At 47.2% G+C, this 20,531-nt stretch carries 15 protein-coding genes; 10 read left to right on the top strand and 5 right to left on the bottom strand.

Annotated features, from left to right (window positions below; translation table 11 throughout):
- Positions 1-31: 31 nt before the first annotated feature.
- Positions 32-1,411, bottom strand: coding sequence for an SMI1/KNR4 family protein (locus ACM6JA_RS00560; protein ID WP_414850732.1), 1,380 nt, complete (start codon positions 1,409-1,411; stop codon positions 32-34).
- Between the two features lie 155 nt (positions 1,412-1,566).
- Between ACM6JA_RS00560 and ACM6JA_RS00555 the strand changes: the two genes are divergently transcribed.
- Entirely contained in the window at positions 1,567-2,013 is a 447-nt protein-coding gene (locus tag ACM6JA_RS00555) for a DUF4375 domain-containing protein (protein WP_414850731.1), read from the top strand.
- A gap of 38 nt (positions 2,014-2,051) precedes the next feature.
- Here ACM6JA_RS00555 and ACM6JA_RS00550 read toward each other — a convergent pair whose 3' ends face one another.
- On the bottom strand, positions 2,052-2,600 hold the full coding sequence (locus ACM6JA_RS00550) for a hypothetical protein (protein WP_414850730.1): 549 nt from the start codon (positions 2,598-2,600) through the stop codon (positions 2,052-2,054).
- A 349-nt stretch (positions 2,601-2,949) separates the two neighbouring features.
- Here ACM6JA_RS00550 and ACM6JA_RS00545 point away from each other — a divergent pair, with 349 nt between their 5' ends.
- The 7 genes from ACM6JA_RS00545 (at position 2,950) to ptsP (ending at position 11,346) form a co-directional block, all read left to right on the top strand.
- Positions 2,950-4,449 carry a malate:quinone oxidoreductase gene (locus ACM6JA_RS00545; protein WP_414850729.1) on the top strand — a complete coding sequence of 500 codons (1,500 nt, stop codon included), beginning with the start codon at positions 2,950-2,952 and terminating at the stop codon, positions 4,447-4,449.
- A 122-nt stretch (positions 4,450-4,571) separates the two neighbouring features.
- The gene (locus tag ACM6JA_RS00540; protein WP_414850728.1) at positions 4,572-5,480 is read left to right on the top strand and encodes an iron-siderophore ABC transporter substrate-binding protein; all 909 of its coding nucleotides are present in this window, start codon (positions 4,572-4,574) and stop codon (positions 5,478-5,480) included.
- A 201-nt stretch (positions 5,481-5,681) separates the two neighbouring features.
- A complete protein-coding gene (locus ACM6JA_RS00535) occupies positions 5,682-6,437 on the top strand; it encodes a DeoR/GlpR family DNA-binding transcription regulator (RefSeq protein ID WP_414850727.1) in 756 nt (251 codons plus the stop codon).
- Entirely contained in the window at positions 6,434-7,345 is a 912-nt protein-coding gene (gene pfkB / locus ACM6JA_RS00530; RefSeq protein ID WP_414850726.1) for a 1-phosphofructokinase, read from the top strand. The genes ACM6JA_RS00535 and pfkB overlap by 4 nt, the downstream gene beginning before the upstream one ends.
- A 16-nt stretch (positions 7,346-7,361) precedes the next feature.
- Positions 7,362-9,269 carry a fructose-specific PTS transporter subunit EIIC gene (locus ACM6JA_RS00525; protein WP_414850725.1) on the top strand — a complete coding sequence of 636 codons (1,908 nt, stop codon included), beginning with the start codon at positions 7,362-7,364 and terminating at the stop codon, positions 9,267-9,269.
- Between the two features lie 18 nt (positions 9,270-9,287).
- The gene (locus tag ACM6JA_RS00520; RefSeq protein ID WP_414850724.1) at positions 9,288-9,548 is read left to right on the top strand and encodes an HPr family phosphocarrier protein; all 261 of its coding nucleotides are present in this window, start codon (positions 9,288-9,290) and stop codon (positions 9,546-9,548) included.
- 58 nt (positions 9,549-9,606) lie between these two features.
- The gene (gene ptsP, locus ACM6JA_RS00515; protein ID WP_414850723.1) at positions 9,607-11,346 is read left to right on the top strand and encodes a phosphoenolpyruvate--protein phosphotransferase; all 1,740 of its coding nucleotides are present in this window, start codon (positions 9,607-9,609) and stop codon (positions 11,344-11,346) included.
- Positions 11,347-11,429: 83 nt separating this feature from the next.
- On the opposite strand, the gene ACM6JA_RS00510 is transcribed toward ptsP, so the two are convergent.
- On the bottom strand, positions 11,430-14,546 hold the full coding sequence (locus ACM6JA_RS00510; RefSeq protein WP_414850722.1) for a S8 family serine peptidase: 3,117 nt from the start codon (positions 14,544-14,546) through the stop codon (positions 11,430-11,432).
- A gap of 231 nt (positions 14,547-14,777) precedes the next feature.
- Between ACM6JA_RS00510 and ACM6JA_RS00505 the strand changes: the two genes are divergently transcribed.
- The gene (locus ACM6JA_RS00505) at positions 14,778-15,851 is read left to right on the top strand and encodes an ankyrin repeat domain-containing protein (protein WP_414850721.1); all 1,074 of its coding nucleotides are present in this window, start codon (positions 14,778-14,780) and stop codon (positions 15,849-15,851) included.
- A 337-nt stretch (positions 15,852-16,188) separates the two neighbouring features.
- Here the strand turns inward: ACM6JA_RS00505 and ACM6JA_RS00500 are convergent, their stop codons facing one another.
- Both ACM6JA_RS00500 and lhgO read right to left on the bottom strand, forming a co-directional pair.
- On the bottom strand, positions 16,189-16,881 hold the full coding sequence (locus tag ACM6JA_RS00500) for a FadR/GntR family transcriptional regulator (protein ID WP_087348614.1): 693 nt from the start codon (positions 16,879-16,881) through the stop codon (positions 16,189-16,191).
- A gap of 26 nt (positions 16,882-16,907) precedes the next feature.
- On the bottom strand, positions 16,908-18,119 hold the full coding sequence (gene lhgO / locus ACM6JA_RS00495) for an L-2-hydroxyglutarate oxidase (protein ID WP_087348612.1): 1,212 nt from the start codon (positions 18,117-18,119) through the stop codon (positions 16,908-16,910).
- Between the two features lie 352 nt (positions 18,120-18,471).
- On the opposite strand from lhgO, the gene ACM6JA_RS00490 reads away from it, so the two are divergent.
- Complete coding sequence (locus ACM6JA_RS00490) at positions 18,472-19,737, top strand: cation:dicarboxylate symporter family transporter (RefSeq protein WP_414850720.1); 1,266 nt, start codon at positions 18,472-18,474, stop codon at positions 19,735-19,737.
- The last annotated feature ends 794 nt before the right edge of the window (positions 19,738-20,531 follow it).

The raw sequence follows: 20,531 nt of genomic DNA, 5'->3' as shown, positions 1-20,531 counted from the left end.
CGACGTGGGCTCTTTGTTGCTTGCATGTATTTTAGGCTTCTCGTAGCTGGCGAATCACTTCCGCTGCGAACTGATCTGTAAACCGGATGTGTCCATTTTCCTGTACGATCTGACCTTCCTTCTTGCGACGGTCCAGCCATTCGCTAATCCATCCTGGGGCATAGCCACCTTGACCGAATTCTCCGCCAAAGGCAATCATTTTCTCATAGACAGCCAAATACTGTTCGCGACTGGTATCGGGATATGACTTTGTGTATAGCCAAAACTGCACATCGTACATCAGATACGAGAGTTCATCCGCATGAAAAGAAAAGAAGCCTTTTTCCTCTACAATCCGTGTACAAATGCTGCGTATTTTCTGATCGATTTGTTCCACTTCCGATACTGGCTTGCACAGCTCCTCCAGCAAGGAAGAAAACTTCCCGTGGGCTACTTTATAAAGAGCAGCTTCCTTGTCCTCCTCGGAGGTATCGTATTCTTCTTCGCTCACCAAGCCCCTGATAAATGCCTCGAAATTTTCAGCCAGGAAAGTAATTTCATAATCGCTTTCCTGATCGACGTGAATGACTTCGGGTTCACCATCTCTCCCGCATGCGCGGTAATCCAGCATGACTACGTCATGACCTGCTGAAGGACAATCGCAGATGACGACTCCAATGTCTGGATATCCCCAGTCTTCAATCATAAATGGACTGCCGAGATCTCCACAGAGCGAATAGCTTTTCTCTCGGCCAATGCCTAGAATGCCCGTAATGGCAATATGATCCTCCGCCCAAGAGGTCGGATCCTCTGTTGGAAAGCACGTGTTCTTCGGAATGCCACCATTCTGATGCTTCATTAGTGCAAGATAGGAGGCAGGGAGCTTGTATCCGAGCTCTTCCTCGATCGAGGCGATCAGTTCATCCGTGGGTGGCTCGGATAGATAGGACTTTCTCGCGTACTCGCTGTCGTCCCAAAAGTCATCAAGCGACATGTTCGAAAAAGGAATTTCCTCCGATGCTGAACCCTCAACAGCGGCTGCCTTTTTGGCTGCCATCCGAAGCTCTTGTCTTTGCTGCTTCTCCGTTTTTTGCAGGCTCCACTTTAACCATGATTCGGTATTCTGATTACCGGTTTCTAACTTGTCTGAGGTACGGAATGCCTGTGCTGCTTCTTCATATCTTTTCAAATGATAGAGGGCAAAACCTACCCGAAAGTGCCAGACTGGATCTTGTTGACCTGCTTCAGCAATTTTCTTCAATTGGTTAAGCGCTTCATCATAAAGCCCCAAGTTGTTATAAGCTCTGCCCAGTCGGCTGACCGCCTCATACTCTCGTTCCTCCTCCGGAACGGTTAGCAACAAGTCCACAATTCGCTGCTGTTCGTCTTCTTCATGCCAGCGATTCAATTGTTCGATAAGTACCTGATCCATTGCAACCTCCTAAATGATTCTTTTTCTTAGATGCCAGCCACGCGAAGCTACCGCCATCTACCAAACGATGATGTATTCATATAAGATTAATTTATTTCGTATCGTTTGTGCACATCTGATCTAGAAGTGGGTTAAACATTAAGGGGGCGTACAAGTTGAGTAAGATGGATATCCATGACGTATGGTTCGATTTTGCCGCAACCTTTGTGCAGAAAAAGAATGCTTCGGGCTGGAACACACTGACTTCACAGGAACAAGAGATTGCCGCCTTATGGCTGTTGGAAGCTGATGTATATAACGGTGGGTTTTTGCAGTTTTTTTGCAACTGGGGAGAAGAGGCATATATCTATGCGGTACGGGCCTTACAAGCCATCGGGGCAGTCCATGCACTCGAAATCGTCCAGTCCGGATATGCCTGCATCGAGCATTTATCGGAAGACAACCGCCTCACCCAACTCTGGGATATTCCACAGTTCCTTACCGAGGAAGAGGCAGAACGGCTGGATAAGCTTGATCAGAGCTTCTGGGAAGACCAGGATCGCATTGCAGTTGTTGCACATCGATATTACGTACAGCAGTTGGGAATACCCACCCCATCATAAGGTGACGGGGGTGGGTACTATCAAAGAGACTTCGATACCTATTCGACAGCACTTTCCCCTTCTGACTGGAGCATAAGCAGCAGCTCTTGAATAGCGGGAGCGAGCTTATCATTCTCTTCCATAATCGCAGTGAAAACGGGAATAGAATCTTTTAGCAGCAAATAACTGAAAGAAAAATAGCTGAAAAATGCTTCCTGCTCATAGCCCCGCGGCTCCTCTTCTTCCCACCATAATTCATCATCTTCCTCGTCCTCTGGCCACAAGTACTTTTCGTCCAATAGCTCGTTCATGGTCTCAACCGCATTTTGTGAATCCATTTCGTCCACGTTTATAGCAGAAGCTACAGCCAAGTACAACTGAATTTCCTGCAAAGAGACTTGCTCTGGTTTTTGTTTGGCAAGCTCCTGCAGGAGTATCAGCAGCACCCACGGCGTCGTTTGCCACAAGGTGCTTTGATGTTCGATTAGATTGGACAATTCCTCATATTGCCTGGTCTCTATAAGCTGCGGAATGTCCGTCCCTCTTCCATAGGCTGTCGTCAAGCGCTGCCACGGAATATTGTTTGTCATATGGGCCAAAGAGTTCATCTCCATCTCTCCTTAGATATGAGATTTTACCAAGTTTTACCATAAGTACAGCGAATTTTATATGGTAAGCGCCTCACTGGTAATAACAAACCAAATCCTTCACCTCTGCAAGAAACTGGGGTAAGACAATGGTTTTTACGTGTTCATCAGGCACTGTTTGCGGAATCCTCCCTTTTTTACCAACATTAAATAGTTATTAATCCTCTAATTATAATAGATAATTGAATCAATAAATAATTTCTATGATATAGTTATAGTTGTGAAAGGTAAGATGTTTTCGTAGCGTCTTGCAACGGGGCAAGGAGCTACTACTTCTTTTTTACAAAAACAGTAGATAAGGAAGGGTAATATGAGCTCCATACAGCAAAAAACAGACGTTATTTTGATTGGTGCAGGTGTCATGAGCGCAACTCTGGGAGCATTACTGAAAGAATTGGCACCGGAGTTGGAAATCAAGGTTTTTGAGAAACTCGCAAAAGCAGGCGAAGAAAGCTCTAACGAATGGAATAATGCGGGTACTGGCCACGCGGCACTCTGTGAGCTGAACTATACATCCGAGAAAGCTGACGGGTCTATAGATATTAGCAAAGCCATTAAAATCAATGAACATTTTCAGCTGTCCAGACAATTCTGGGCTTACCTTGTAAAAAACAATCTCATCCAAAATCCGCAAGACTTTATCATGCCAATACCTCATATGAGTATGGTGCAAGGCGAAAAGAATGTAAGCTTTTTGAAAAAACGTTTTGAAGCGCTGGCAAACAATCCTCTATTTCAAGGGATGGAATACTCCGATGACCATGAAAAACTGAAGGAATGGATTCCGCTCATCATGGAAGGCCGCGCATCGAATGAACCAATAGCTGCAACCAAAATCGACTCTGGTACGGATGTCAATTTTGGTGCTTTGACACGTATGTTGTTTGATTACCTGAAGACGAAAGACGTCGCGATTAACTACAATCATGCTGTTGAGGATATCAAACGTACGAGCGACGGCATGTGGAAATTGAAAGTGTACAATATGGCTACCGGTAACATCGAAGACCATATTGCCAAATTCGTCTTTATCGGCGGTGGGGGCGGAAGTCTGCATTTGCTCCAAAAAACCGGTATTCCAGAGTCCAAACATATCGGCGGTTTCCCGGTAAGCGGATTGTTCATGGTTTGTAAAAATCAGGAAGTGGTAGAGCAGCACCATGCAAAAGTGTACGGTAAAGCAAAGGTCGGCGCTCCTCCAATGTCGGTACCGCATCTGGATACCAGATATATCGACAACAAAAAATCCTTGCTGTTTGGACCTTTTGCGGGATTCTCGCCAAAGTTCTTAAAAACAGGTTCCAATATGGATTTGATCACTTCCGTAAAACCGAACAACGTCATCACGATGTTGGCGGCAGGCGTAAAAGAAATGGCATTGACCAAATACCTGATCGAGCAAGTTATGTTATCGCATGAAAAGCGCATGGAAGAACTACGGGAGTTCATTCCGAACGCGAAAAGCGAGGATTGGGGTATCGTGGTAGCCGGTCAACGCGTGCAAGTTATCAAGGATACACCAGCCGGAAAAGGTACCCTTCAATTTGGTACAGAAGTGGTTAGTGCCGCTGATGGCTCCGTAGCTGCACTGCTCGGCGCATCTCCAGGTGCTTCTACAGCTGTTCAGGTTATGCTTGAGGTATTAGAAAAATGCTTCCCACAACGTATGGCAGAGTGGGAACCGAAAATCAAAGAAATGATTCCTTCTTATGGCGTGTCACTCTTGCAAAACGAAGAGCTTCTCCAAGAGCTTCAACGTTCGACAGACGAGGTGCTTGGTCTCGTCGAAAAAGAACTGGCTTATAGTTAATTAGTTAATAGGAATCTTATAGTGAACCTTCGATCCGTTTTTGGATTGGAGGTTTTTTTCATAGGAGGCTAAAGGACAAAATTCAAAAGTTCGCAGCACTTTCTTTCATTCTGGCAAGCTGCTTGTTCCTTACCGGCTGCGGTGCTGGCCAGGAACAAACGTCTACTGCCAGTGACAATCAATCATCCGCACAGCGGGTCATTGAACACTATTCCGGCAAAACGACTATAAAAGGGGAGCCGAAGAAAATCGCAGTGCTTGATTATCGGCTGGCTGACTCTCTCTACGCTCTTGGCATCAAGCCCTATGCCATGACATCCTACCAGGGAGAAACGAACCTGGAGTACATGGAGGGAAATCCATTTGTAGGTGTGAAAAATCTGGGGGATGACCCGAATCTGAAAGCGATACAGGAGGCAGAACCTGACTTAATCATAGGCAGGGAAGTCCATGCTAAAATTTATGACGACGCATCGAAAATAGCTCCCACGATCATTTTACCAGACCAGGATGATTGGCGACTTGCTTTCCGTGAATTAGCAAGCATGCTTGGCAAGGAAAAAGAAGCTGACACATGGTTGGCGGGCTACGATCAAAAAGCCGAGGAAGCCAAGAAAAAGCTTGCGAAAAAGGTTGGCAAAGACGAAACCGTGTTCTACATGCGGGTCATGGCAAAAGAATATCGGGTTCACGGCCCGAATCAACTGTTTGGCTCGACAATTGCCCGCGATTTGGGATTGAAGCCGCTCCCGCAAGTTGCCTCTATCAAAAAAATTGAAGTTATTTCTATGGAAAAATTGCCGGAGTTGAATCCAGATCATATTTTCATTCAGGTCGGAAATCCAGCCAAGGGTCCAGACAAAGAATCCGAAAAGAGATTCGAAGAGTTGACTAACAGCGCTTTATGGCAGCAGTTAAAAGCGGTCAAAAACAATCAGGTATATGTCGTTCCTCACTGGATCATCAGTGATTTCCCCCACATCAAGGAGAAATCGATAGAGCTTGTCCTTGAAAAAATGAAAGCAGAGTAAGTCAGGGCCGCGTTCATTCGGCAAGCTAAGTTCATGCATAGATTCATATGGAAGCCACTCCGATGATTTGGGGTGGCTTTGTCTGTTGTCCGAAGGAGTGAACAATCCCTGATTGATTATGACTATTAATGATTGTTTTTGATTGGATTTGAATGTATAATCAAAATCAATCCTGGTGCAACTAGGAGAAGGGAGGATACGATGCTAACCCCTGAACGTCATCAACTAATAGTAGCTTTAGTGAAAGAAAAAGATATTGTGCGCATTCATGAGCTTGTGGAAGCGACTGGGGCATCGGAATCGACGATCCGGCGAGATTTAAGCGAATTGGAAGAACAGCGCTTGCTTAAACGCGTGCACGGCGGGGCGTCTGTACTACAGAGCAAAATCGAAGAGCCGACGATTCTGGAAAAATCGGTCAAACATGAGCGGGAGAAACTGGCGATCGCCAAATATGCCGCCAGTTTGATAAAGCCACACGACTCGATATTCATCGATGCGGGCACCACGACGTATCAGATGCTGCCCTATTTACCTTACGACAACATCATGGTCGTTACTAACGGGGTGGACATTGCCCTTCAGCTTATCAAGCGAAACATCAGAACGATTCTGCTGGGCGGAGAATTGAAAGCGGCTACACTGTCGATGGTAGGGCGTGATGCGATCACTGCCCTCAGTCAATACCGATTCGACAAATGCTTTCTCGGGATCAACGGCATTGACCAGCATCACGGTCTGACCACACCTGACCCGGATGAGGCGTACGTGAAGCAGCTGGCCTTGCAGTTTTCCGACGAGCGATTTGTCTTGACCGACTCTGACAAGTTTTCCAGGGTCACCTTTGCCAAAGTGGGAGATCTGGAAGGCATCACGGTAATCACAGATGACGGTTTGAGCCAAGAGGAACAACAAGTTTACGGCAGATTATCAACTCTTAAAGTGGTGAAAGTATGATTTACACAGTAACCCTGAACCCATCGATTGACTACCACCTGTGGATTACTGCTCTGTCGCAAGGAACCATTCACGAGGCGCAAAAAGAGTGGAAGGTCGCAGGCGGAAAAGGCATAAATGTATCAAAGGTTCTCCGCATACTCGGGGAAAACAGCACGTCGCTGGGGTTTGTCGGTGGGTTTACGGGAGCGTTTATTCAACAGCAGATCGAGCAAGCCGGCATCTCTCATGACTTGATCCAAATCGGACAGGATTCCAGAATCAATTTAAAAATAAAGGCGCAGATCGAAACGGATATCAGCGGAGTCTCACCGGACATCCCGGAAGAAGCGCTCCAAAGGCTGATGCAGCAGATCGACAGCTTGCAGAGCGGCGATTATCTGGTACTCGCGGGAAGCGTGCCGAAAAGCTTGCCGTCAGATATGTACCAGACGATCATGAAGCGGCTGTGTGGCAAGGGCGTCCGTATCTTCCTCGACGCAAAAGGGAAAGCGCTTGAAACCGGTTTGTCGGAAGAGCCGTTTCTCATCAAGCCCAATCATCATGAGCTGGGGGAACTGTTTGGGGTGACGATTGACACTCCAGCAGAGGCGATTGATTTGGCACGTAAGTCTTTGCAAATGGGCGCACAGAACGTCATCGTATCGATGGCGGGGCAGGGTGCAGTATTTGTCAATCAGCATTCCGCCTATGTCGCCCAGATTCCGCAGCGCAAACCAGTCAATTCGATCGGTGCCGGAGACTCAATGGTTGCCGGTTTCCTTTATGGCTATAGGCAGGGAATGGATACCGAAGCGGCGTTTCGCTTTGCCGTCGCCGCGGGGAGTACGACTGCCCTGTCGGAAGGCTTCTGCACACATGAAAAGATACAAGCATTTCTTCCGGAAATCACAATAACCGCCATTTGATAAAGGGGGTTCAACGATGAATAACGAGATTCGCATTGTCGATTTGTTAAAAGCTGACACAATTCTTTTCCCTCTGTCTGCTTCCTCCAAGGAAGCGGTATTAGATGAGTTGATTGAAAAATTGGACGAAGCTGGACGGCTCAACAGCAGGGAAGAGATGAAGCAGGCCATTCTCGCGCGGGAGGCACAAGGCTCCACCGGAATTGGAGAAGGAATCGCCATCCCGCATGCCAAGACAGCAGCGGTCAAAACGCCAAGCATTGCGTTCGGTTTTTCCAAAGAGGGCGTTGATTTCGACTCGTTGGACAACCAAAAAGCGCATCTGTTCTTCATGATTGCGGCTACTGAGGACGCCAACCAGGCCCATCTCGAAACACTGGCGTTGCTTTCTCAGATGCTCATGGATGAAGCATTTCGTCAGGAGCTGACGCGTGCAGAAACGAAGGAACAGGTGCTGGAGATTATCACGCGCAAAGAAAAAGAAATCCAGGGCGAAAATGAAATCGTTGTAGAGAGCAAGGAGCTAGAAAGATCGACAAAAGTAGTTGCGGTAACCGCTTGCCCGACCGGGATCGCCCATACGTACATGGCCGCCGATGCGCTGAAGAAAAAAGCAGCAGAGCTAGGGATTGCCATCAAGGTAGAGACAAACGGTTCCGGGGGTGTGAAAAACAAGCTTTCTTCGCAGGATATTGAGGAAGCGGCAGCGGTGATTGTAGCTGCTGACAAGCAAGTGGAGATGGATCGCTTTGCTGGCAAGATCGTCATTGAAGTGCCGGTAGCCGAAGGGATTCGCAATACCGAGGAACTGCTTCAGCGCGCAGTAGAGCAAAAGGGGAGCATCTACCGCGAAGGCGGGACCAGCTACCAGGACCATATCCAAGAAGCAAAGGCTGAGAAAAAAGCGAAGCAGCCGGCTTTTTACAAGCACCTGATGAACGGTGTGTCCAACATGCTTCCGTTTGTCGTTGGCGGCGGGATTATCATTGCGCTGAGCTTTATGTTTGGGATCAAGGCAGTTGATCCAAACGATCCGTCCTTCCATCCGCTGGCTAAAGTCCTGATGGATATCGGCGGAGGAACTGCGTTCCAGCTGATGATCCCGGTATTGGCCGGGTTTATCGCCAAGAGCATCGCTGACCGCCCTGGTTTTGCTCCCGGTATGGTGGGAGGCTTGCTGGCGGCTACTTCCGGCTCGGGTTTCCTCGGAGGAATCATCGCAGGGTTCCTGGCCGGATATATTGTGGTCGGATTGAAAAAAGTGTTGGCTGGACTGCCGGAATCGTTAGAAGGCATCAAGCCGATGCTGTTGTATCCGCTGCTTGGGATTTTGCTTACAGGTTTTGTCATGGTGTACGTAGTATCTGAACCGATCGCTGCCGCCAATACGGCGCTGGGTGACTGGCTGAAAAACATGGGCACTGGTAACGCCGTCATCCTTGGTGTGATTTTGGGTGCAATGATGGCCTTTGACATGGGTGGTCCTGTCAACAAAGCAGCATTTACGTTTGGGATTGCGATGATTGCTGACGGAAACTATACCCCTCACGCAGCCATTATGGCGGCAGGGATGACTCCGCCGCTCGGAATCGCTTTGGCGACTACGCTGTTCAAGAAGAAATTTACCACGGAAGAGCGGCAGGCGGGTAAAACCGCTTACCTCCTAGGGGCATCCTTCATTACGGAGGGGGCGATCCCGTTTGCGGCGGCTGATCCGACACGCGTCATTCCTTCGCTCGTAGTTGGCTCTGCCGTAGCTGGCGGGTTGTCGATGCTGTTTGGGTGCACATTGCCTGCCCCTCATGGCGGAATATTCGTTTTGCCGGTAATCGGCAACTGGCCGCTTTACCTTGTTTCCATTCTTGCCGGAACAATGGTTACGGCACTCATGCTAAAAGTTCTGAAAAAAGACGCGGTAGAGTAAAAAAGGAGCTGGAACCAGATGTTGACCAAGACTTTCATCATTCAAAATCCGACTGGACTGCACGCCCGTCCGGCAACATTATTCGTGCAAAAGGCTACTTCGTTTCCTTGTGAGGTAAATGTGATCAAGGGCACGAAAAAGATCAATGGCAAAAGCATCATGGGCTTGATGACACTGGGTGCGAAGATGGGGGAGCAAATCACCCTTGAAATCACTGGAGAACAGGCAGAGCAAGCAATGGAGGAGCTCGGCAAATTGCTCATGTCGGTTCACGGGTAACATGGCAGGAAGCCCCCTCTGGACACCAGGGGTGCGGCTTCGATAAGGAGCGATTGTAATGCTGCAAAAAGGGATCGCTGCAGCTCCCGGAATCGTGATCGGACGAGCTGTTGTACAAAAGGAAGAGATGGTTCGGTATGAACGACGCATCCTTGACCAAAATGAGGTGACCGCAGAGCTTGCGCGATTTCGGGAAAGTGTGAGAGCGGCAGATCTAGAGCTCGAGCAGGTCAAGAAGAAGGTCCGCCACGAGATGGGCGAAGAAGAAGCGAGAATCTTTGAAGCCCACCAGCTTTTTTTGCAGGATCCGGAGTTTATTGGTGCTATTAAGGAGAAGCTGGAATGCGAAAGAGTGAATGCGGAAGCAGCTCTGGAGGAGGTTCGTGACAGCTTTGTCGCCATTTTTGAAAGCATGGACGACGAGTACATGCGGGAGCGGGCGGCGGATTTGCGCGATGTCAGCCAGCGTCTGCTGAAGAATCTGCTGAAGAATCTGCTCGGCATACACGATCAGTTGCAAGCGGATTTCGCAGAGCCGGTGGTGCTGGTTGTACACGATCTGACGCCATCCGATACGGCACAGTTGGACAGGGAAAAGGTAAAAGGATTTGCAACGAATATAGGCGGCCGCACGTCTCACTCCGCCATCATGGCACGCACCATGGAAATCCCGGCGGTGGTAGGCATGTCGGACATTACAGAGCAGATGCAAACAGGGGATCTGGTCATTGTCGACGGCCTTGAGGGCGAGGTACACATTCGACCGGACGAAGCTGTCGTCGCAGCCTATGAAGCCAAACAGCAAGCCTACTGGAAACAAAAAGAGGACTGGGCTCGTCTGGTTCATGAAGAAAGTGTTACCGCAGATGGGCACCGCGTGGAATTGGCAGCCAACATCGGGAATCCGCAGGACGCCGTGCAGGCCGTTGAAAACGGCGCCGAGGGGATCGGACTGTTTCGTACCGAATTTCTCTATATGGGGCGGGAGCAGTTCCCCACGGAAGAAGAGCAGTTTGCGGCTTACAAAGCGGTTGCAGAGACCATGGGCAAGGATCGACCAGTTGTCATTCGAACATTGGACATCGGCGGGGACAAGGAGCTTTCCTACCTCGATCTGCCGAAAGAATTGAATCCGTTTCTAGGCTATCGAGCCATCCGGCTGTGCCTGGACCGCGTGGAACTGTTTAAGACGCAGTTACGCGCTTTGCTCCGGGCAAGTATATACGGCAATATCAAGATCATGTATCCAATGATCGCCACTATAGCCGAGCTGCGTCGAGCGAACCAGATCCTGGACGAAGTGAAGGCGGAGCTGCGCAACCAAAGCATTTTGTTTAACAATCATTTGGAAGTAGGAATCATGATCGAGGTGCCAGCTGCCGCGATGATCGCAGACCAGCTCGCTAAGGAAGCCGATTTCTTCAGCATCGGGACCAACGATTTGATTCAGTATGTGATGGCAGCGGACAGAATGAACGAGCAGGTCGCCTACTTGTACGATCCGTATCATCCCGCCATTTTACGGCTGGTGAATCAGGTAATCAAGGCGGCCCATCAGGAAGGCAAATGGGTCGGCATGTGCGGAGAAATGGCCGGGGAGGAATTGGCGATCCCAATTTTGCTCGGGTTGGGACTAGATGAATTCAGCATGAGTGCCACTTCCATTCTCCGGGCCCGCCATTTGCTGAAAAAGCTGGATTACAAGTCGCTACAGGAAACAGCACAACACGTCCTCACCCTGGAGAGCGGCGAAGAGATCAAAGCCTTTATCAAAGAAGAAATTTTGAACAAGCTGTAATGGCCGGTATAGTTGGCAAAATGATAAGGCTCCGCCATGATGTGTGGCGGAGCCTTCATACATCTAAAAACGTCAAACCAACACTACTCTACTACCGCTTCCAACGTCACTTTCACCTTCACAGTCTGCGTAACCGACTCATCTTCCTTAGAAGTAATCGTCACATACAGCGTAACGGTCTCTTCCCCTTCGGCAGGCAGCTCCTTCAAAATCCCCTCGTCATTGATAAACGCCTCATCAGAGCTCTTTGTCACCTGATAAGTCACATCATCGCTTTCTTCCGGCAGGGCAAGCACTGGCTGATCCAGCTCTGTGGTGTTCGCAATCTCAATCTCGAATTGCTCTATGGCTTCTTCAACTACCTTGGACAAGACCGCGTTTTTATTCGATGCCTTAATCATGAAGGATTTCCAAGCTTCGTACTCTTTTACAATCTGCTCACCCTTCGGTTTGCTTTGGTCAACGCTTCGACCGACGAGCTTCAGCTTGTATTTGCCTGGATCGAGCTTCTTCGCTACTTGGCCACCATCGTAGTAGGTACCATCGAGATTAGAGAAGGTGATAGGGCCAGGTGCAATCAGCGCGTAATTGTTGAACACGGATGCGAGCGTACCGACGTATTTATCGTCCATGTCCCATGCTTCAACAGAGATCTGGTTCACGTCTTTGGCTTGCAGCTCGGCTTCGAGTGTGAACGAATCCTCATTGCCATCGCCATCAGGCGTGATCGTCGTATCGGACAGCTTCAGGTTGTCGAAACCGAAGTTGGTATCCTCACGCTTGTCTCCCACGTGTACAGCAAACGGCAGGCGCAGGTCAGGGTTGCCTTTCTCGCCTTTCAGCAGGACTTCCCCTTCATACACGCCATCTTTTGCATCGGAGTCAACAGTGAGGTTGAGCTCAAATGTGGCCTCATCGCCTTTTTTAGCGGAGATGGAATCATCGGTGATTTCCACATCGATGTCATCGACATCTGGCGTTTTGGAGCCTGGTTTGTACGGGTCTGTCGTGACGGATGGATGCATGATCACTTTTGCATCGTAAGAAACATCCTTCTTGGACAGGTTTTTCAGCTGGAGCGTTTTCGTGACGGTATTGCTGCCAGCCTTCAGCAAGCCAAAGGAAACGTTATCCGCATAATACGGAATGGTCTTCGGCTCAAAATCTTCGCCCAAAATAGTGAGCTGCTCTACCGTTGTCAGAACAGCAGGTGTTTTCGATGCGGCGTAGCCGTTTACGCGGCCTGCACCTTGGGAGTACACATCGTACAATAAGCCGTCTGGGCTATACAGCGGTTTTGAGGTGTTCGCGAGCGCTGCTTTGATATCGGCAGGTGTCCAGTCCGGATGCGCCTGTTTCAACAGCAGGGCAAGACCGGAAACGTGCGGAGCCGCCATGCTTGTACCGTTTAGACGGGCGTATGCCTTGTCGTACTTGGCGTTAGGGATAAGCTTGCTCCAAGATGGATAGCTGGACAGAACGGCTACACCTGGTGCAGCCAGATTCGGCTTGATGCTGTAATCGTCGCCCATGATTGGACCACGTGAGCTAAATCCAGCGATGCGGTCGCCCGGATCATTTGTGCTTGGGTAGTTTCCTGAGAACGTAAACGTCAGTGTTTTTGCTTTTTCAGGGTCAGCCAGCAGCTCTTTTGCCAGTGTCCGGCCTTCCAGACCCTTCATGTCAAAGGTAGGAATCGCATCGATCTGGTCACCCAGGATCGTGTTGACGTAGCCCTCGCGATCACGGATATCCAGATCAGCTACGCCATCCCCATCGACGTCGTTACCGTTAAAGACCACGATAGCGACAGCACCAGCTTTTCGGGCGTTATCGATTTTTTCCGTGAAGCCGAGAGAACCACGGGAAACGAGAGCGACTTTGCCTTTTACATTTGCCTTTTCAAAATCGCTGCGAGAGCCAAGGTTGGCATAGACGACTGGCAGCGGTTTGGTTCCGATGATGGAGGCGAAGTTATCCTTTTTGACCTGCCATGCCATCACAGGGAATTCGTAATTGTCTCCGAAGGACGAGGTTGCTGAGCCGTCATATTGCACGGTAGGGGAGTCTACCGCTGCAACCGTGATCGGCAGCCTCGCTCCAGAAGGTGATCCCGCCGTGTAGAAATGTCTGCCGCGTTCATCGTCGGCTGAATTCCCACCTGATACAACAGTGATCACACCAGACAGTACCGCGTTATTCACAGCGATGGCATCTGGGGAGTCAGAGTTCTTCTCACTAGCGGCACCAAGCGACAGGTTAATGACGTCCATGCCGTCTTTCACCGCTTTTTCGATACCGTCGATGACCTGAGCGGAGCTACCGCCGCCTCGGCCCAATACGCGGTAGACGTAGAGGTCTGCACCGTAGGCAACCCCTTTTACCTGCACATCTGAGGTTCTGTTTTTGGCGCGTCCTACGATGGTGCCAGAGACGTGAGTTCCATGGCTGGAGCCTTCATATCCTTTTCCATCGCGGTCATCTTCCACAGGGATTGGTGCTTCTTCATAAGGGTCTTTGTCATTGTCGAAGGAGTCATATCCGCCTTTATAAGCATCCTTGAGATCAGGGTGCTTGTAATCGACACCTGTATCGATGACGCCGACCTTCAATCCTTTCCCTGTCAGACCTTCCTTCCACATATCGAGAACGCCGATTTGTTGGAGAGGGGCCTGATCCCATTTGGTGGACGATGCTTTCTCGCTGACGGCATCAATTTCGGGAAACTCATAATACGTATTTTGATAAATGCGTTTCACCTGTGGCAGTTCAGCCAGCTCTTCCAACTCGTCGGCTGACACTGTTACTTCCATCCCGTTGAATACATGCTCAAACTTGCGCTTTACCTTCAGTTTGACCTTGTTGTCTTTTGCCTCATCGAGGAAAGATTCTTGCTCCTCCTCTACTTTCGCTCGTAATGATCTAACGGAAGATTCTGAACCTTCACTGTGTTTAGCTGTGATCGAAGGCTCACTTTGCAGCTCAATAATGACACTGACGTTTTTGCTGGAACTGGTGTTCAGCAGGGGGGAGATTTTTGAGATTTCGGAGCCAATCTCTACTTCCGCGTTGGTATACTCGTTTACTTGCTCCCAATCCTGTTCGCTAAACTCCGCCGCTGCCAGTGCATTGTAAGGAAGGCCACTCAGCATGAGTGATGCTGCAAGCGTAAGGGAAGCGAGAGTACGCATCTTCTTCATCAGTCCACTCTCCTTAAAAATTATGTATAAGACGATGTGCATAAGTATTTCTCTTCTCGTAAGACTACTCCTTTTATTGGGAAAAAACTTTTTATCGAGCAAATTCGTCAAAAATAGACATAATTGACTGTATTTTCAATCAAATAAAAGAGAATAAGGTAGAAATTTGTTGTTTTTTGCCAATTTATTTTCTATATTTTTCATAAGACATAGGCTAGGAGAGGGTAATCGATGATCAAGTTGAAAGATATCGGGAGTTTCGAAGAGCTGCCAGAAATCGCGATGCATATTTATCAAGGAAATGTCCCGGCTTTGCAAGATGCTATTGCGGCAGGCTGGGATATAGAAGAAGGCATCGTGCTTAGTAAATATACGACGATAAGCCCGTTGGATCTGGCATTTGTATCGGAGAAGCTAGAAGTTGTTAAGCTGCTGGTAGAGCATGGCGTTAATCTGAATGTCAAAAATAAACCGGCTTTTTTGAAGGCCGTACGTTATGGCAAGGAAGAGATCGTTCGCTTTGTTGTAGCGCAAGGCGCCAAGCTGGACATGGTCAATCAGGTGCGCTCAGGCGCTTATTCGGAGGCTTACTATGGCAACAAAAAGAACATCCCGCTCATTCAAGAGCTGGGACTGGATATAAGACTGCATGGCGGCGATGTATTGCGTGAAGCCGTGTCGGATCATGACCTTACGACCACGGCCTATTTACTCGATCATGGGGTAGACATCAATTTTAACAAACCGAATATGGTGTATCCGTATCAAGCGACCCCATTAACAGTTGCTACGCGCTTGGGGAATGCCGCCATGGTCAAGTATTTGGTTGAACGCGGTGCGGACATTATGATAGCGGAAAAGGGTGGCGAGCGGCCTTATACCATCGCGGTCAGCAATAAAGATACGGAGTTGGCTGCGTATTTGAAATCGCTGGAACCTGCCGAGCTGCATGATGTGGAGAACAGAAAGTACGAGCTGCAAAAATATAAACTGACCGAAGAACTGATTGGCTTCCTTACCGGGGAAGAGCTGCGTCTTGGGCTGGCGGACAATGAGTATGGCATTGGGTACATCGACTTTTTCACATTGACCGATACAATTGAAATGAAATACGGTCGGCAAAAGCTGCTGCGTTTGTCTGCCGAGATCGACAATTACTCCCATTTGCACCTCGTGTGGAATCCGAAGAAAAAGGGTGTCATCGGCTGCTATGATGAGGAGCATCAGGAGTATGCGGATTTGTGCAGCTTTGCGGAGTTCCTTAAGCAGCCGGAAGTATATCTGATCAAGTTTATGGAAGGCTAGCCTTAGCTCGTCCGTCTATTCAATGCGCTTCCCCTGCCGTTCAAGCATTTCTTGCAGTTGCAAAGGGCACGTTCAGCACAGAAGAATATACTCGTTAAAATCCACGACAGCAGTATCATAACTGATGGTAAACATGATTAGACAGGAGAATATAGTGAATGAAAACGGGATAACTTGATAAACTTCCAAAGGCTTATTTCACTTGAACGTTGAGAGAAATGAGCTTTTTTTGCATGCCCATAATCAAAGGGAAAAAGGCCCTTTGATTTGACAGGGCCCAAATTTGGCGATCTCAAACTGTATGCTCCAGTGAGTATCTTTTCTTATTTTGATTTTGCTACAGATTCAAATAGAGCTTTTTTTCCACGTTCTTCAAATGAATGATGCTTTGTACTTTTGCAAGTTCTGGCTCTTCTGCTTCAATTGCAAGATAAATACTTTCGTGCTCTTTGTATAAAACCTGCCTTTTTCGCTTCAAGCCAATATTTTGTTTGAGTGTAATTGCTAGTGTTCTTCGATAAAGAGAAGCCAGGTTCTCCATCATATAAATCATGATCGGGTTTTGTGTTGCCTGGATAATCAAGCGATGAAATTCAAAATCTGCCTCTTGGCCGGTTCGATCATCTGAAACAAAGTCATCCTCCAACTGCTTGGTCACAACACGCATTTGTTCTAGATGCTCAGGTGTCCGCCTGAGCGCAGCCAGATAAGCAGCTTCCGGTTCCAGTATTTTCCGCATCTCAAACAAGTACTTCATGTTCTCTGCATCAGTTTGTTGAATATGAAATTGTTGCTTCAAGGAAGAAGGGACGAATTCTTCGACATAGCTGCCTCCTCCTTGCTGCGACGAGATAATTCCCATCGCGCGCAACACACTAAGCGCTTCGCGAATGGGTACCCGGCTAACACCGAAGTGTTGAACCAATTCCATTTCAGTCGGCAGTTTTGAGCTGGGGGGAAATTGCCCCGACTCAATCATTGCTAGTAATTCACGGGAAATTCGCTGTGAAATTTTCTCTTTTTCTGCCATGTAACCTCCTCGTTTTATCGAAGCAATCAAACAGGAAACTGTATTGAAGGTGTAGGTTCGGGAATCCGTTCAATGATAGCTTGTCCGATGGAAATCGAAGCCGTCGCTGCTGGGGACGGGGCATTAAGAATATGAATGGATCGATCATTGGAGACAATGAGAAAATCATCCACCAATTTACCATCTTTGGTAAGGGCTTGCGCACGAACTCCATTCTCAGACGAGACCAAATCCTTCTCACTGATTTCCGGGATAAGACGCTGCAAGCTGCGGACGAACAGTTTTTTGCTAAAGGAGCGAGCCATTTCTTTCCATCCCTCACCGATGTTTTGGACGGCAATTTTCCAGAAGGCAGGATATGTCATGACCTCGGAAAAGTCTCTTAGATCAAAATCTGTCTTGCGGTACCCTTCTCTCTTTAGACTGAGAACAGCATTTGGACCAGCGTGAACGTGCCCGTCGATCATGCGCGTAAAATGGACCCCCAAAAACGGAAAGTCAGGATTTGGTACTGGATAAATCAAATGATTAACCAAATGATGTTTCTCAGGGATTAATTCATAGTATTCGCCCCGAAACGGGATGATTTTCATATGGGTTTGCAAGCCTTGCATGGCAGCGATTCGATCACACTGTAGTCCTGCGCAGTTAATAAGATAGCGGGTACGGTATGTTCCATTGTTGCATTCTACTTCAATTCCTTCGTTTCCTTCTCGAATGTTTTCTACCTTGCTATTCAATATAACCTCGTTTCCCTGTTCACGAATGATTCTCGCAAACGTTTCGGCAACCTTCTTATAGTTGACAATCCCTGCTTCCTGTACATGAATGGCACGTAATCCAGCAGCATGGGGTTCAATTGCTTTCAATTCCTGATGATCAATTAGTGAAAGGGCAATCCCGTTCTCTAATCCCCGTGCATACAGGTTATCTAGTAATGGCAATTCTTCTGGTGAGGTTGCCACTATCACTTTTCCGCACATTTCATATGAGATATCGTATTGGTCACAGAACGTCTTAAGCTGCTCGCTACCCGCTCTTGAAAATTTTGCCTTAAGGCTATTAGGTTTATAGTAAATACCCGAATGAATAACCCCGCTATTATGGCCGGTCTGATGATAGGCAAGTCTGTTTTCTTTTTCAAGCAGAAGGATTTTCGCATGGGGATAACGTTGACACAATGCATAGCCAGTGGAGAGGCCAACGATCCCGCCCCCAATAATTATATAATCATACATGTTTATCACCTCAGAGAATAGTAAGTCGTCTTTACGATGTCTTCATTTTAATTTGTAATACAAATTTAATCAATAGGTTGGTTTTGAATTTTTGAAATTATCTATGTACAATCAAACAATCTTTTTGTATGCTAAATTCTAAGGTGATGATTCAAATGAATCTTGTTTCTTCCAATAAAACGGTATATTTGGAAGCGCTTTTATGTGAATTTGTAATACAATTCCATTGTGGATATTGTATTACAAATTAGTTTCTCGTACGATTTATAGCCTGCAATAAAAAGGGGGGGAAACTGGCTGAAACGTTCTGGTTTTGATAAGTGCTCATCATGATAGACGAGGGGGAACGTTAATGAGAAGATATGGTTTAGCTGTTCAGGTATTTACAGGACTGATATTGGGGATTATCGTCGGAGCTATCTTTTATAAAAATCCTGCAGTTGTGACTTATTTAAAGCCGTTAGGCGATATATTCATGCGTTTGATCAAAATGGTTGTGGTTCCAATCGTTATTTCCAGTATCGTTGTCGGTGTATCAGGTTTGGGCCATGCAAAAAAAGTTGGATCTCTCGGTTTTCGTACCATACTTTATTTTGAAATTGTAACCACGCTGGCAATCGTGATCGGGTTGCTGTTCGCAAACATCTTCCAACCTGGTACAGGTGTTGACCTGTCGGAACTGTCAAAAGGTGATATCTCCAAGTACGTGGAAACAACGCATCAGGTTGAGAGTAACGGTCACTTGGACATGATAATCAACATCGTTCCAACAAACATTTTTGATTCCATGGCTAAGGGTGACCTGCTTGCTATTATCTTTTTCTCGGTGCTGTTTGGATTGGGGTTAGCGTCGCTTGGTGAAAAAGGTGCACCGATGCAGGGATTTTTCAAGGGTGTTTCAGACACCATGTTCAAAGTGGTAGGATATGTGATGAAATTTGCTCCTATTGGGGTGTTTGGGCTAATCGGCGTAACCGTTTCCAAATTCGGTATCGGTTCTTTGGTTCCACTCGGCAAATTAATAATCGTAACTTACGGGGCAATGATATTCTTTGTTCTAGTATGTCTTGGATTGATATCCAAATTATTCAAAATTGACTTTTTTGGGATGCTGAAAATGCTGAAAGATGAGCTTATCCTCGTATTTTCTACAGCCAGCTCGGAAACCGTTCTGCCAAGATTGATGGAGAAGATGGAGAAATTTGGATGTCCAAAATCGATTACTTCATTCGTAATCCCTATCGGGTATACGTTTAATCTGGATGGATCTACCTTGTATCAGGCTCTTGCTGCGATTTTCGTAGCTCAACTATATGGAATTGACATGCCGTTGTCTGCTCAGATCTCGCTCCTGCTCATTTTAATGGTAACGTCAAAAGGGATCGCCGGTGTAGCAGGACTATCCTTCGTGGTACTGTTAGCCACTTTGGGGGCAGCTGGTCTTCCGATTGAAGGATTGGCATTTATTGCAGGAATCGATTTTCTCTTGAATATGGGACGAGCTACCGTTAACGTCATCGGAAACGCACTGGCAACCGTCGTGGTATCAAAGTGGGAAAAGGAATTTGATTATAAACAAAATGCAGATTGCTTATCCGGCTTAAAAAGAGCGGCTTAAAGGGCGCACGCAAGCGGGTGACTTTATATAGCAAAAAATCAACTAACAGATGAAGAAGTAGAGCGAAGTGCCACGAACTACGCAAAATAAATTTTGAATCCCAAAAATAGAAAGTTATAGAAACATAAACAAGGGCAGCCAAAAGGCTGTCCTTGTTTATGTTTCGTATCATTATGCATAGATTACATCTTTTAACAGGATTTGAGTATTCACGAAACAGATCCTAAGTCTATGGTAAGGCCGTAGAAAAGAATGGTTGGAAGGAATCTTGAGAGGAAATGCTCCCGTTTTGGACAAGGGAAGAAACGCAGGTATCGTCGTTGACCGAAGATTTTAATAATGGTTTTGTTCGATCTGAAGGTTATGACCAGCACGGTCCAGCATGATAAAACTTGTACGCGGGAAATCTTCTGCCCATTTTCATTGAAGGTTTTCGTCTGTTAAATCTAACATAAGGATTTTGCTAATAAGAATTGACAGTAAATTTTATCCAATGGTAAGATCGTGAGCAAGAAACGAAAGGAGGAGGATTCGAACATGTTCGCATACGTAGCCAAGCATGAAACAAAACAATGTAGCGATAAAATCCAACTCCATAGGTATGCCTTTTACGCAATTGCGTGTTTAAGGGTGAGCCAACTCCGTTTCCCATAGACTAGCGGATAACGCCCCTGTGTTAACCCAATAGCTCCAAGCGTAAAGGCTGCGATTCCATGCTGCATTTTTTCATCCAGGAATGAAGAAATGAGCATGAAAGCGGCTTTTTCTATCGATAAAAAAGAACGTATGTTCCT

This window comes from Brevibacillus sp. IT-7CA2, from assembly GCF_949767855.1.
In the GTDB taxonomy this organism is placed as follows: Bacteria; Bacillota; Bacilli; order Brevibacillales; family Brevibacillaceae; genus Brevibacillus.
Note: the sequence above shows the minus strand (reverse complement) of the source record. Positions and strands in the feature narration are given on the sequence as shown.

What these genes read in the sequence shown, in the direction of transcription:
- ACM6JA_RS00535 (WP_414850727.1), top strand. Translation starts at nt 5,682, where the DNA reads ATGCTAACCCCTGAACGTCATCAACTAATAGTAGCTTTAGTGAAAGAA.
- ACM6JA_RS00560 (WP_414850732.1), bottom strand. Translation starts at nt 1,411, where the DNA reads ATGGATCAGGTACTTATCGAACAATTGAATCGCTGGCATGAAGAAGAC.
- ACM6JA_RS00550 (WP_414850730.1), bottom strand. Translation starts at nt 2,600, where the DNA reads ATGAACTCTTTGGCCCATATGACAAACAATATTCCGTGGCAGCGCTTG.
- ACM6JA_RS00545 (WP_414850729.1), top strand. Translation starts at nt 2,950, where the DNA reads ATGAGCTCCATACAGCAAAAAACAGACGTTATTTTGATTGGTGCAGGT.
- ACM6JA_RS00505 (WP_414850721.1), top strand. Translation starts at nt 14,778, where the DNA reads ATGATCAAGTTGAAAGATATCGGGAGTTTCGAAGAGCTGCCAGAAATC.
- ACM6JA_RS00525 (WP_414850725.1), top strand. Translation starts at nt 7,362, where the DNA reads ATGAATAACGAGATTCGCATTGTCGATTTGTTAAAAGCTGACACAATT.
- ACM6JA_RS00510 (WP_414850722.1), bottom strand. Translation starts at nt 14,546, where the DNA reads ATGAAGAAGATGCGTACTCTCGCTTCCCTTACGCTTGCAGCATCACTC.
- ACM6JA_RS00490 (WP_414850720.1), top strand. Translation starts at nt 18,472, where the DNA reads ATGAGAAGATATGGTTTAGCTGTTCAGGTATTTACAGGACTGATATTG.
- ACM6JA_RS00520 (WP_414850724.1), top strand. Translation starts at nt 9,288, where the DNA reads ATGTTGACCAAGACTTTCATCATTCAAAATCCGACTGGACTGCACGCC.
- lhgO (WP_087348612.1), bottom strand. Translation starts at nt 18,119, where the DNA reads ATGTATGATTATATAATTATTGGGGGCGGGATCGTTGGCCTCTCCACT.
- ptsP (WP_414850723.1), top strand. Translation starts at nt 9,607, where the DNA reads ATGCTGCAAAAAGGGATCGCTGCAGCTCCCGGAATCGTGATCGGACGA.
- pfkB (WP_414850726.1), top strand. Translation starts at nt 6,434, where the DNA reads ATGATTTACACAGTAACCCTGAACCCATCGATTGACTACCACCTGTGG.
- ACM6JA_RS00500 (WP_087348614.1), bottom strand. Translation starts at nt 16,881, where the DNA reads ATGGCAGAAAAAGAGAAAATTTCACAGCGAATTTCCCGTGAATTACTA.